This window comes from Hymenobacter sp. HSC-4F20 (assembly GCF_019599275.1).
In the GTDB taxonomy this organism is placed as follows: Bacteria; Bacteroidota; Bacteroidia; order Cytophagales; family Hymenobacteraceae; genus Hymenobacter.
In genome coordinates this window covers 98,001-110,839 of sequence record NZ_JAHZTD010000005.1, presented here as the reverse complement: position 1 = coordinate 110,839, position 12,839 = coordinate 98,001, and the positions used below count along the sequence as shown (strand labels likewise).

Annotated in this window: 12 protein-coding genes; 2 read left to right on the top strand and 10 right to left on the bottom strand. The window is 58.3% G+C overall.

The features are described from left to right. Positions 1–59: 59 nt before the first annotated feature. Positions 60–917: a class I SAM-dependent methyltransferase gene (locus K3G63_RS21195; RefSeq protein WP_310794618.1), complete on the bottom strand. Its 858-nt coding sequence runs from the start codon at positions 915–917 to the stop codon at positions 60–62. Between the two features lie 125 nt (positions 918–1,042). Beyond that, entirely contained in the window at positions 1,043–1,429 is a 387-nt protein-coding gene (gene apaG / locus K3G63_RS21190) for a Co2+/Mg2+ efflux protein ApaG (RefSeq protein WP_110977156.1), read from the bottom strand. Positions 1,430–1,540: 111 nt separating this feature from the next. Between apaG and K3G63_RS21185 the strand changes: the two genes are divergently transcribed. Further along, the gene (locus K3G63_RS21185) at positions 1,541–2,206 is read left to right on the top strand and encodes a uracil-DNA glycosylase (protein ID WP_220616143.1); all 666 of its coding nucleotides are present in this window, start codon (positions 1,541–1,543) and stop codon (positions 2,204–2,206) included. Positions 2,207–2,408: 202 nt separating this feature from the next. Here the strand turns inward: K3G63_RS21185 and lepB are convergent, their stop codons facing one another. The 7 genes from lepB to K3G63_RS21150 all read right to left on the bottom strand — a co-directional run bounded on the left by lepB (position 2,409) and on the right by K3G63_RS21150 (position 8,679). Next, positions 2,409–3,617 (bottom strand): signal peptidase I, encoded by a 1,209-nt coding sequence (gene lepB, locus K3G63_RS21180; RefSeq protein ID WP_220616142.1) that lies wholly within the window; start codon positions 3,615–3,617, stop codon positions 2,409–2,411. Positions 3,618–3,826: 209 nt separating this feature from the next. After that, positions 3,827–4,546 carry a 4-hydroxy-tetrahydrodipicolinate reductase gene (gene dapB, locus K3G63_RS21175; protein WP_220616141.1) on the bottom strand — a complete coding sequence of 240 codons (720 nt, stop codon included), beginning with the start codon at positions 4,544–4,546 and terminating at the stop codon, positions 3,827–3,829. A 74-nt stretch (positions 4,547–4,620) separates the two neighbouring features. Continuing rightward, positions 4,621–5,259, bottom strand: a complete 639-nt coding sequence (locus K3G63_RS21170; protein ID WP_220616140.1) for a DUF5683 domain-containing protein — start codon at positions 5,257–5,259, stop codon at positions 4,621–4,623. Then, positions 5,256–5,891, bottom strand: a complete 636-nt coding sequence (locus tag K3G63_RS23200) for a DUF5683 domain-containing protein (protein WP_220616139.1) — start codon at positions 5,889–5,891, stop codon at positions 5,256–5,258. The genes K3G63_RS21170 and K3G63_RS23200 overlap by 4 nt, the downstream gene beginning before the upstream one ends. Before the next feature lie 50 nt (positions 5,892–5,941). Then, entirely contained in the window at positions 5,942–6,895 is a 954-nt protein-coding gene (locus tag K3G63_RS21160) for a ParB/RepB/Spo0J family partition protein (protein WP_220616138.1), read from the bottom strand. A 193-nt stretch (positions 6,896–7,088) separates the two neighbouring features. After that, on the bottom strand, positions 7,089–7,904 hold the full coding sequence (locus K3G63_RS21155) for a ParA family protein (protein WP_220616137.1): 816 nt from the start codon (positions 7,902–7,904) through the stop codon (positions 7,089–7,091). 94 nt (positions 7,905–7,998) lie between these two features. Next, positions 7,999–8,679 (bottom strand): metal-dependent hydrolase, encoded by a 681-nt coding sequence (locus K3G63_RS21150; RefSeq protein ID WP_220616136.1) that lies wholly within the window; start codon positions 8,677–8,679, stop codon positions 7,999–8,001. 84 nt (positions 8,680–8,763) lie between these two features. On the opposite strand from K3G63_RS21150, the gene K3G63_RS21145 reads away from it, so the two are divergent. Then, positions 8,764–10,437, top strand: coding sequence for an ABC transporter substrate-binding protein (locus K3G63_RS21145; protein WP_259404622.1), 1,674 nt, complete (start codon positions 8,764–8,766; stop codon positions 10,435–10,437). Between the two features lie 236 nt (positions 10,438–10,673). On the opposite strand, the gene yidC is transcribed toward K3G63_RS21145, so the two are convergent. Further along, on the bottom strand, positions 10,674–12,551 hold the full coding sequence (gene yidC / locus K3G63_RS21140; protein WP_220616134.1) for a membrane protein insertase YidC: 1,878 nt from the start codon (positions 12,549–12,551) through the stop codon (positions 10,674–10,676). Positions 12,552–12,839 lie beyond the last annotated feature (288 nt).

Genomic DNA, 12,839 nt, shown 5'->3' with positions numbered 1-12,839 from the left:
GTTCATGGATGTAGTACACCCATGAACACGCCCCGCGCCGGGTAGGGGTGCTGCCGTTGTTAAGAGGAAAGACGGATGCTGGCTTCCAGCACCTTATCAACCACGTGGTCGAAGCGCAGGGTAAAGTGCTGCTTAGGCTGGTTGCGCCGGAAAAAGACCAAGCCGATGTAAAACAGGTCGAGGGTGAGCGTAACGTCCGGGTGCTGCCGGATGGCTTCCCAGGCCCGTTCCATTTCCCCCGACCAGTGAATGTCATCCAGCACGAATACGCTGTGCTCAGAGCGGTGCTGGTTGAGTTGCTCAAAGTAGCGCAGCGTAGGCTCGTAGCGGTGGTTGCCATCGAAAAAGGCAAAGTCCACGGGTTCGGCGAGAGTGGCAAGGGTAGGAGCCAGCGTATCGTCGAGGTTGCCTTCCACGAGGCGGATGTTGGCCAGGCCCAGGCTCTGGAACGTTTCGCGGGCAACTTCTGCCGTCGCCGGGCAGCCTTCGAAGGTGAGGACCCGGGCCCGCGAGTTTGCGGCGCTGAGGTAGGCAGTGGTCAAACCCAGGGAGGTGCCCAGCTCTACCACGGTGCGCGGCTGAAACTGATTAACCAGGCGAAACAGCAGCTGCCCCAGCTTCGGGGGCTTGGCCGCGGTGCGGGCAATGTCGCGCAGGCGGCGCTGCCGGCCCGCGCCAGTGCGGGAGCCCGCCCCAAAGTCGCGGACCTGAATACGGGTAGGGTCGGTCAGCAGCTCCCGGCGCCGGGCTTCCACGGCCTCGTAGGCGGCGAAGTGCCCCGTGTGGTTAATTACGTGCGCATACAGGCCGAACACGAAAGGCGAGTGCAGTCCGTGCGCGTTGCCGGACCGCACTAAGAAGCGGAAATAGCTGATAATCTGGAAAAGCAACGGCGCAAACGCAGCAGAGCCCGCCACGCAGGCTCTAGTGATGAGGCAAACAGGGGAGGCTGCGAAGATACGGGATGCCCGGTAGTAGCGGGCGAAAAAAAGCCGCCCCGTGTAATGCGGGGCGGCCAAAGGCATTTGGTAAAAGGAGCCGGCTAGTTGAGGCGGTAGGGCACCACGAGGGTAAACTCCGGAATTTCTACCGTAAACTCGCTGCCGTCCATCAGGCGCTCCATCTGGTAGGTGCCGCGCATCTTGCCCAGCCCCGACTTTAGGTTGCAACCTGATACGTACTGGTGGGACTCGCCGGGCTCCAGCACAGGCTGCTGACCGACTACGCCTTCACCTTCCACCTCCCGCACCACGCCATTGGCGTCGTAGATGTACCAGTGGCGGCGCAACAGCTTCACCGTATACTCGCTGTTGTTGCGGATATCAATTTTGTAGGCAAAAACGTAATGCTCCTGACCCGGGCTAGAGTAGTCGGGTAGGTAGTTGGTGGTAACGCTAACGGTTACACCCTGGGTGGAAATGGTATTCATAGCGCCTGGGGTCCGGGTAGAAAAAGCTAACAGCCGTATGCGGAATTTGGTTTATCTACGTAGCTAGTGCACGTTAAGGCCCACTCAATCGCAAAAATAATCCTCTCCCGTATGTCTGTAAAGATAGAAGAAAGCTGGCGCAAGGTACTAGCCCCGGAGTTTGAAAAACCGTATTTCCAGCATCTTATTGCCTTTGTGAAGGGTGAGTACGCTACCACAGCCGTGTACCCGCCGGGGCCCCAAATTTTTCACGCTTTTGAGGCCTGTCCCTTCGATGAAGTCAAGGTAGTGATTCTGGGCCAGGACCCCTACCATGGCAAAGGCCAGGCGCATGGGTTAAGCTTCTCGGTGGCCGAAGGCGTCCGGACGCCTCCTTCCCTGCAAAATATTTTCAAGGAGCTGCAAACCGATATTCCCGGTACGCCGCCCGCCCCCAATGGCAACCTCGACCGGTGGGCCCAGCAGGGCGTACTGCTCCTGAATGCTACCCTCACCGTGCGAGCCGGCGAGCCAGCCAGCCACCAGAAAAAGGGTTGGGAGCAGTTTACGGACGCCGTTATCCAGCAGATTTCCGAGCAGAAAGAACACGTGGTGTTTATTCTTTGGGGAGCTTCCGCCCAGAAGAAGGGCGAAATTATCGATACCCGCAAGCACCTCGTGCTCAAGGCTGCCCACCCCTCGCCCTACGCCGCCGACCGGGGCTTCTTCGGCTCCCGCCCCTTCAGCCAAACCAATGCCTACCTCCAGCAGCACGGCAAAGCCCCCATTCAGTGGTGAGCCACGGGGTTTCTCGGATGGAGCCAGAGAAGTCAGACTTTGTAGACGATTACTCTGCGTCTGTGCCATCTGAAAATAGCTAGCCCCACACCCAACGCGCTGCTTCTAGTAGGAAGCGGCGCGTTGGGTGTGGGGCTAGCCGTTGGTAAACTACTCAGCTACAAAAGCCGATTATTCCGACCCCATCCGAGAACCCCCGTGATTAGTCGACTAGATTAAACAGGCGGCTCCAGCGGATCTTCTGGGCAAAGGATGCATTCGGGTCAACGGACAGCCAAATGAGCACGGCTTTGCCCACAATGTGGTCCTCGGGGACAAAACCCCAGAAGCGGGAGTCGAGGGAGTTGTGGCGGTTGTCGCCCATCATAAAGTAGTAGTTCTGCTTGAAGGTGTAGCTCTTCAGCGGCTGCCCATTTTGCAGAATCTGCCCGTTAGCATCCACGCTCATGCCCTCGTTGTGCTCGTAGCGCAGGATAATTTTCTGGTAAATAGGCGAATTCTGCGCCGTGAGCTGTACCGTCTGGCCTTCCTTGGGGATTTGCAACGGCCCGTAGTTGTCCTTGCTCCAAGTCGGGAAGGGCGGGTTTTGCAGGGGCTGACTGTAGGGCGAGTCGGGATTGTTGGGGAAAACCTGTTGGCGCTCGGGCTGGCCCACGGGCGTTTTCAAATCAACGATGCCTTTCACGTACGGCTGCTGCTTGAAGTAGTCGTAGGCGGCTTTGGTCATGTGCACCTCGTAGCCCAGGCCGTACTGCGCGGTCTGCATCTGAAAGGGCATGCCATCCGGTGAGTCGTAATTCACCACGCCGAACTGCTTAAAGGCGTCGGCCAGGTCGTCGTTGGGTTGGGGCACCTGCAGAAAGTAGCTGCTCTGCATCTCGGGGTAGTTCTTGGCCGCTTTGCCGTTGATGAACACTTGCCCTTGCTTAATCTCCAGCACGTCGCCGGCAATGGCTACGCAGCGCTTGATGTAGTTCGTGCGCAGGTCGGCAGGGTGTTCAGCCTCAAACGGGACATTGAACACCACCACGTCGTTGTTTTTAATTTCCGAGAAGCCCGGCAGACGGTAGCTGGGCAGCTGAATCAGGTCGGAATAGCTTTTCAGGCTGGTGCCCCAGATGGTTTGGTGGGTGAGCGGCACCTGCAGGGGCGTTTGGGGCGTTCGGGGGCCGTAGTGCAGCTTGCTCACGAACAGATAGTCGCCTACCAACAGGGAGTGCTCCATAGAGGGCGTTGGGATGGTGTAGGCCTCAAACGTAGCCCAGCGAATAAGGGTGGCGGCCACCACTGCGAACAGAATGGCGTCCCCCCATTCCCGCATGGCGCTCTTGCGCTTCTTGGGCGGCCCGGCCGGAGGAGCCGGCGCTGGCTTATTTTTTTCGAGATATTTCTCCCAGGATTGTACTGCCATAATGAATCGGAGGCCAGAAAAAACGAATTGCCGGCACGCGCCAGCCCCTTTCCGACTTGAACGCCGGAAGATGCGAAATAATGCGGATAGAGGTGAAATTGTGAGAGGGTGGAATGGTGAAATTGTGAGCCGTAAGCTTATTGTTCACACTGCTCAAATGGCGCAGACAGTACAATAGACATCCGTTCACCAGCCCACTATTTCGTCACCTACAGCCCCAGCAAATCCTTCATACCAAACACCCCCCGGCGGCCGGGCAGCCACTCGGCGGCCAGCAGAGCGCCCTGCACAAATCCTTCGCGGGTATGCGCCTCGTGCTTTAGCTCGATGCTATCGGCGGGGGAGGAGTAGGTAACGATATGGGTACCCACTACTGCCCCCTCCCGCTCGGAGAGAATAGCCAGCTCGTTGGGTACCTCAGTGGCTTCATTGCGCCAAGTGGTTTTGGCCGGAAAGTGGCGCAGAATACCTTCGGCAGTTGTCAGGGCCGTGCCGCTGGGCTGGTCCACTTTCTGGGTGTGGTGAATCTCACGCACCTGCACGTTGTAGCCGCCGAACTGGTGCATTTTGGCGGCTATGTACTCGTTGAAGTGGAAGAACAGGTTCACGCCTACGCTGTAGTTGGAAGCGTAAAACAGGGGCGTATTGGTTTGCTGGCTCAGGGCCTGGGCTTCCGAAAAATGGTGCAGCCAGCCCGTGGAGCCGCACACCACCGGGATACCCTGCTTCAGGCAGGCCACCACGTTCTGAAAGGCCGCGTCGGGGTGGGTAAACTCAATGGCCGCATCTACCTGAGCGGGCGTGAAATCGGAGATGTGCACCTCGGGCCGGGTCGGGTCCACGATGCCGGCAATCTGGTGGCCGCGGGCAATAGCCTGGGCTTCGATGGCCCGGCCCATTTTGCCGTAGCCAATCAGCAGGAGCTTCATTGGGGAGATTCTATAAGCAGAGTGTACGTAGGCGGCAGAACCTGTTCTGAAAAGCCAGGGAGGTCGGCGCCGCTTTATTTCAAGTGCAAGGTAAGGGCCAGGCCGGTGCCAGGAAGGGGCGTAGCCGTGGGAAGCAGGGCAGGCTCCAGGCGCAGCGCCAGGTCGTCGCTGATGTCGAAGTCGCGCAGGTGAGCGTCGACCAGGGCATCCAGAATAGTGATACCGTAGGCCACCGCTGTGTAGGCAATAAACGTGTCGCGGTAACGGCGGTAGCCTACCAGGCCCGCTTCCACATTGGCCGCGCTGGTTTCCAGCCGCACACGCGGGCCACTGAGTATGGAAGGAGAGGTACCAGCGGGTAGGTTGGCTAACTCCGCTTTCCCCTGCTTGTACTCTTTAAAAGCCTTTTGGTAGAAGTACAGGCCGTAGCCGGTGCCACCGATTGCCCCGTACACCAAGGGGAGCTTCCAGTAGCGGTGGTTGTAAATCTGGCCGGCGCCGGGGAGCATCAAGGCCAGCAGGGCCGCCTTTTGGGGGCGGGTTACGCGCTTGCCAAACAGCCGCTCCGTGCGCCTGAGCGAGTCAGAAACCGTAGGGGTTGCCACTCGCGCCGAGTCGGGGCCCACTGTAACGGTTTGAGCCGATAGAGGCCGGTGTAGCCCAAGCCAAAGAAGCACCGCACCCGTCAGTTGAAGAAAGCGCAGAAAGTTCATGGCAGGAGCTGGGAAGAAACGTGAGGAAATACGTGAAGCTGCACTTGTACACCGAAGGCTACGGGCGTGATACCAGTAGCTAGCATAGTGGGGTGAAGATGAAGCGCCAGATTTTCACTTACATCAAAGTTGCGTAAGTGGGCAGCAGCTATTGCATCCAGTATCTGCCCCCCATAAAGGGCCGCTGTTATGCCCATCCAGGAGTCGCGGACTGTTCGGTAACGGTAAAACTGTGATTTTTGGGCTGCATCCGTGGGTTCTTTGCCAGAATTTCGGCCGGTATCTACCGCCGTTAGCTCACCTTGTGCCAAGCGCTTTCTGGCTTCGTATCCCCGCCGATATTCTTGGTAGCGCCGCCAGTAAAGGACCTCCAGGTAGGTAGCACCTCCTAGTGCGCCGTACACCAACGGCAGTTTCCAGAGCTGATGGTTATACACCTGACCAGCGCCTGGCACCACTGCCGACAGAATTCCGGCTTTTTGGGGTGGCGTAACAGAATGCCCGAGCAGCCTTTCCTGCGTTCGGCTGGAGCCCGGTGCGGCAAGTGCTTGCTGCCCGTGAGCTACTCGCGCCAGCAGCAGAGTAACTGGCAACAGCAGCGAGAGAGAAGCCACAGGGCGTAATTCGAACATAAGGAGAGGGAAAGAAAAGGCGAAACCTAGGTTTCGCCTCTCCGCTTGTTTTAAGCTGGCTGCAGAATGTGCAGGATGCGCTGCATATCTTCCACCGAGTCAAAGGCAATTTTGATTTCGCCTCGCCCCTGTGGCCCGGGCTTCACCAACACCCGGCTGCCAAAGCGCTCCGAGAGGTGGCGCTCAGCGCGCTTCAGCTCGGCCGGTGGCACTGCCGGGGCAGCAGCCTGGGTAGGTTTCTTTTCCGCTTCGGGGGTAGCACCGGCGCCGCTTCGTACCAACTGCTCTACGCGTCGCACAGAAAGATCTTCATCAACGATGCGGCGGAACAGATTGAGCTGCTGGGCCGTGTCTTCCACGTTCACCAAGGCGCGGGCATGGCCCATGCTGATAACGTTGTCGCGCAGGCCGATTTGAATATCGGGTGGTAGCTTAAGCAAGCGCAGGTAGTTGGTTACCGTCGAGCGGTTCTTGCCTACCCGGTCGCCGAGCTCCTCCTGCTTGAGGTTACACTCGCTTACCAGGCGCTGGTAGCTGAGGGCAATTTCGATGGCATTCAGGTTTTCGCGCTGAATGTTCTCGATAAGAGCCATTTCCAGCATCTGCTGGTCGTCGGCCTTGCGGATGTAGGCCGGAATGGCATCGAGGCCAGCGAGCTTGGAGGCCTGCAAGCGCCGCTCCCCACTAATAAGCTGGTAGGCGTTGGTACCCGTCTGACGCAGGGTTACCGGCTGGATAATGCCCTGGAGCTTAATGCTTTCCGCTAGTTCCTGGAGCGCCGCCTGGTCAAAGTGGGTACGGGGCTGATAGGGGTTGGCTTCAATCTGGCTCACGGCAATCAGGCCCACGGAGTTCACCGGGTGCGGAACCAGACCCAGCCGCTCGCTTTTCTTCTCGTAGCTGCCCTCAATCAGCGCGTTCAGCCCCCGGCCCAGACCGCCGATTTTGCGCTTGGCGGCGGAAGCGGCAGCCGGCATATTCTTCTCTTCGTTTTTCTCTGACATACCTACAAGCAGCCCTCGCCCAATAGCACGGGACGAAAGCGGGATTCAAAAATACACAAACGCCCGGGATGCCGGGGAATTTTGTTCCACGCCAGAAAAAAATTGTGGAACATAGAGGTAAAATAAAAGTCGGCCAGCTACTTAAGTAACTGGCCGACTTTTCAAGCACCGGATTTTTGCGGTACCGACTTATTTAGGCCGCCGTGTCTTCTGCAGCTTGTTCCTGCTCAGGGTCAGCCGATACAATGTTCTTTTCCACGATTTCGCGGGCCAGGTTGAGGTAGCTGATGCTGCCCTTGCTCTCGGCATCGTGCAGGATAACCGGAATGCCAAAGCTCGGCGACTCCGACAGCTTCACGTTGCGCGGAATGATGGTGTCGAACACCAACTGTTGGAAGTGCAGCTTTACTTCTTCCACTACCTGGTTGGAGAGGCGCAAGCGCACGTCGTACATCGTCAGCAGAATGCCTTCAATTTCCAACTCCTCGTTCAGGCGGCTCTGAATGATCTTAATGGTGTTGAGCAGCTTGCCCAAGCCTTCCAGGGCGAAGTACTCGCACTGCACCGGCACGATAACCGAGTGCGCGGCCGTCAGGGCATTCACCGTAATCAGACCCAGGGAAGGCGAGCAGTCGATGATGATAAAGTCGTACTGATCGGCGAGGGGGCGCAGGGCCTCCTTCATCTTTTCCTCCCGGTTGGGCAGGTTGATCATCTCCACCTCAGCGCCTACCAAGTCAATATGGGAGGGAATCAGGTCGAGGTGGGGGAGCAGGGTGGTTTGCAGGATGATGTCCTGAGCGTTGATGCCATCCACCATGCACTCGTAAATGCTGTTCTGAATGTCCTTCGGGTCGAAGCCCACGCCGGAGGTAGCGTTGGCCTGGGGGTCGGCATCCACGAGCAGGGTCCGATACTCCAGCGCCGCCAGCGAGGCCGCGAGGTTAATCGAGGAGGTGGTTTTGCCGACCCCGCCCTTTTGGTTGGCTACCGCAATGATTTTGCCCATGTGGTTGAAGCTGTTAGCTACTAGCGGTTAGCTGTTAGCTTGTCTCAGGTAATGCAAAAAGAATGAACCGCCAGCCAGTAGCCGGCAGTTGGTATTACAGCGTAATGGTTTCGCCAATGGCGAGCAGCACCAGTTCCTTGCCGGCCTGCTGCGCCTGGGCTTTGGCTTCGTCGTGGTTGATGACGAGGGGAGGGAAGGTATCGTAGTGCATGCCAATAACCTTCGATGCTCCGGTCCAGTCGGCGGCAATCAGGGCATCATCCACGCCCATGGTATAGTGGCCGCCGATGGGTAGGATGGCAAAGTCGAGCTGGTGCCGTTCCCCGATAATCTTCATGTCGTAGGTAAGAGCCGTGTCGCCGGCAAAGTAGAAGGTTTTGCCTTCCGTTTCGATAACGAAGCCAGCGGCCAGACCGCCGTACGAGCCATCGGGCATGGAGCTGGAGTGCGCCGCTGCTACCATCTTCACGGAGCCGAAGGGTAGCTTCACGGTGCCGCCCAGGTTCATGGCGTAGGTGGCTTTCAGGCCTTTCTGACCAAACCAGCCCAGTACTTCTACCATGCCTAGCAACTCGGCGCCCGTGCGCTGACCAATTTCCTCCACGTCGCCCACATGGTCGCCGTGACCGTGGCTGAGCAGGATGAAATCAGCCTCAATTTTATCTACCTCAACATCCTGAGCCAGGGGGTTATGGCGGATGAAGGGGTCGAAGAGCACTTTGCTGCCACCGGCTTCCAGCAGGAAGCATGCGTGGCCGTAGTAGGTCAGGTTCATAAGGAAAGGGTAGTTAAGCAGCGCAGTAGCTGCAAACCCCGGATGTGGGATACCTTTGCAAATATACACTGTTTCGCCGTTCCCATGCTTTCGTTTTCGCGCCGTGTTGCCGGTTTTGCTTTGCTCCTGACCAGCCTGCTCACGGGCTGTTCCGAACCGACTTCTACCACTGATGCGCGCCGGGTGTTTCGCTACAACCAGCCGGAAAGCCTAACGTCCCTCGACCCAGCTTTTGCCCGCAATCAGGCCAATACCTGGGCCGTGACTCAGCTCTACAACGGACTAGTGGAGCTCGACGACAGCCTCAAGCCCGGCCCTTCGGTCGCACGCCACTACGACATCAGCCCGGACGGTCGGCAATACACTTTCACGCTGCGGCCCGACGTGTTCTTTCACGACGCCGAGGTTTTCCCAGGTGGCAAGGGTAGGCGCGTAACGGCCCAGGATTTCGTGTATAGCTTCCGGCGGTTACTGGACGGAGCTACGGCAAGCCCCGGCGGCTGGATTTTCCGGGGGAAGGTGCTGGAAAAGGCCGACGGAGAGCCTTCTGATACGTGCTTTGTGGCGGTAAACGACTCTACTTTGCGCATTCACCTGAAGGAACCCTTTATTCCGTTTCTGGGCATTCTGACCATGCCCTACGCCTATGTGGTGCCGCGGGAGGCCGTACAGAAGTATGGCAAGGACTTTCGGGAACACCCGGTAGGTAGCGGCCCGTTTCGGTTCAAGGAGTGGGACGAAGGCAACGCCATCATCTACCACCGCAACCCGCGCTACTGGAAGAAAGATGCCCAAGGCCGGCGTCTGCCCTACCTGGATGCCGTGCAGATCAGCTTTATTCAGGACCGAAAGACGGAGTTCCTGACCTTTATGCAGGGCAAGCTGGATTTCCTGAGCGGCATCCGCTCGGGCTCCCGCGACTTGATTATGTACCCCGATGGGACGGTGCGCGAAGACTTCCGGGGCAAGTTCCGACTACAGAAAGTGCCCTACCTTAATACCGAGTACCTGGGTATGCAGCAGGACCTCAAGAACCTACGCGGCGACAACGCCGAAACCGGCCGGGCCCTCCAGGACAAGCGCGTGCGCCAAGCCCTGAACTATGCCCTCAACAAGCCCGAGTTCCTAGCTTACTTTCTCAATAACGTGGGCAAGCCCGGCAACTCGGGTTTCGTGCCTGCCTCGCTACCCTCCTTCGATCAGCAAAAGGTGCCCGGCTACACCTACCAACCCGACAAAGCCCGGCAGTTGCTGCGGGCGGCTGGCTACGGCCCCGGTAAACCCTTGCGGCTGCGCCTAAGCACGGTGGCCGAAACCAAGGAGTTCTGCGAGTACTACCAGAAAAAGTGGGCCGAAGTAGGGGTGCAGGTAGAAATCGATGTGAACCAGGGCGCGGCCCACGGGGAGCTGATTGACAACGGCCGGGCCGCCTTTTTCACCCGCAGCTGGCTGGGCGACTACCCCGACGCAGAAAACTACTTGGCCCTATTTTACAGCAAGAACTTCGCCCCGGCCGGTCCTAACAAAACGCACTTCAAAAGCGCCACTTACGACCGGCTTTACGAGCAGGCCAAACTGGAGCAGGATGCCGCCAAGCGCTACGCCCTCTATCAGCAGATGGACCGCATCGTGGTGGAAGAAAGCCCTGTGGTAGCGGTGTACTATGATGAGGTAGTGCGGCTAACTCAGAACAACGTCCAGGGACTCACTCCTAATCCCATGAATCAGCTTCTGCTGGAGCGCGTGCGGAAAAAGTAGCCGCCACCGGATCCGGTCCGACACTGGAGGCACCCGACTAGTTGACGCCCGCGCCACTAACCAAAACAATCCTACCCCCTCACGGCCGCAGACCCCAGCGGCCAGAAGTCAGCACGGAGCCAACCGGTCGGGTGCCTCCAGTGTCAGACCGGGCAGATGTGGCGAGTGCCCGCAAAAACAGCAACGCCCCGCGGCCAGAAGCTGCGGGGCGTTGCTGTTTTTGCGGGCACTCCGAATTACGAGCGGCGCGTTTTGCGGGGGCGCTTGGGCGAGATATCCGAGGCGCCAGTGCCAGGCTCCGTATCCGCGTCGTCCTTGTCATCGGCGGCGGCAGGGCGGCCTCCACCCTGGCGGGCCTGGGCTTCTTTTTCCTGGGCGGCTTTCATGGCATCGGCCAGGCGAGCCCCGAAGCCGGAGGGCTTCTTGTCCTTGTTCTTCACCTTGTTGGCTTCCAGCTTAGCACGCACCTTCGTGTCGTCGACGAAGCGGCGGGTAAGCGCCTGCTGACCCAGGGTTACCAGGTTAGAAACGAGGTAGTACCAAGTCAGGCCAGCGGCGAAGTCATTCAGCACGAAGAAGAAAATCAGCGGCATCAGGTAGCTGTAGAACTTCATCGGGCCCTGCATGGCCGTGGGGTTGTTCTGGTTGGTCTGGTAGGTCATGGCCAGCGTCGAAATCGTCATCAGCAGCGTAAACAAGCTGATGTGGTTTCCGAGGAAAGGCACGGTGAACGGCAGCTTAATCAGGTCGTCGTAGGTGCTCAGGTCATTCGCCCACAGGAAGTGCTCCTGCCGCAGCTCAATAGCGTTGGGGAAGAACTGGAACATGGCAAACAGAATCGGGATGGTGAGCAGCGTGGGTATGCAACCGCTCAGCGGCGATGCCCCCATGGTCTGGTACAGCTTCATCTGCTCCTGCTGCTGCTTCATGGCATCATCAGGGTACTTCTCCTTGATGGCATCCAGCTCCGGCTTCAGCACCTTCATCTTGGCCTGCGACTCGTACGTTTTGTACGTTAGGGGCCAGGTCACCAGCTTAATCAGCACTACCAGCAGGGCGATGATGATGCCGTAGGAGCTGACAAACTTCTCCAGCACATGGAACACCGGCAGAATCACGAACTGGTTTACCCAGCGGAACAAGCCCCAGCCCAGGTACACGTTCCGGTCGAAGCCTGGCGTAACTTCCTTCAGGATGTTGTAGGAGTTAGGGCCGAAGTAGAAGCGGAATTTGGCGTTGCCCTGCTGCACATCGGCGGCCGGAATGGTCAGCGTCGTGCTCAGGGTCTTGATGAAGGTCGTGTCGTTCAGGTCAACGGTGGAGTTGAACTGCCCGTTGCTGAATTCTTTATCAGCAATGATGCCGGCCACGAAGAAGTCGTGCTTGTGCGCTGCCCACTTCAATGGCTCGGCAACCTTCACTTCTTCCGGTTTTTCCGAGGCCTCGGCCATCGCAAAATCGCCCGAAACGAGGTAGTGGTTGATGGTGGTGTGGTTGCGGTTCTGTTTGGCCATCTTCTCCGTCTGGCGCACCCGGTCGAGGAAGGTGAACGTCAGGGGCTCTTGGGCAATGGCATTGTTCAGGCCGTTGAAGCGCAGAGTATAGCTTAGCTCAAAGCTATTGGCCGGCAGCGTATACAGCTGCTCAATCTGACCACCAGCTACATCGGCCACAAAGCGAAGGGCGTTGCTACCCTGGGGCTCAGGGCGGAAGTACAGGTCCGACAGCTTAATCTGGCGGCCATCGGTGGTGCGGAAGCGCGTATCCAGCTGGGCGCTCTGGGCATCCAGCAAATCCAGGGGCTGCCCGCGGAACGTCTTGTACTTGTTCAGACGCACAGCTTCCACCCGGCCTCCCTTCGAGGAGAAAGTGATGGTAAGGTTTTCGTTCTGGAGCTGGGTAGTCTGGGCAGTGCCTTGCGCAGCTCCTGCAAACGACCCCAACTGCCGGGCCAGCACGGCAGAATCAGGAGCGGCGGGCGTGGTACCTGGGGCGGCCGCGGCGGTTTTGGCGGGCTGAGGCGCAGGCTCCGGTTTCGGCTTGGGGGCAAACTGCAGGTAAATCAGGAGCAAGGCCGCCATCAGGAAGAGGCCTATTGCTGAATTTCGGTCCATTCAGATACTAGTGAAGGCAAATAAAGGGAAGGTGAGAAGGCGCACCGCCAGCAAAAATCCGGCGGTGCTGCCCCAAAGGTCGGACTTGTCAGGCGAATATTTTTCGCGCCGGCGCTTTTGTCAGGTATAAAGGTGAAATAGAGGGGTAGGGAAGTGCTGAAAACACGTCATGCTGAGCTTGCCGCGGCCTCTTTCCTGCAACACCAACTTACTTGAATTGGTCTGCGAGAGAAAAGCTGCGCCAAGCTCAGCATGACAAGCTGGTGGTCTGAGGAAGAGGAGTAACTC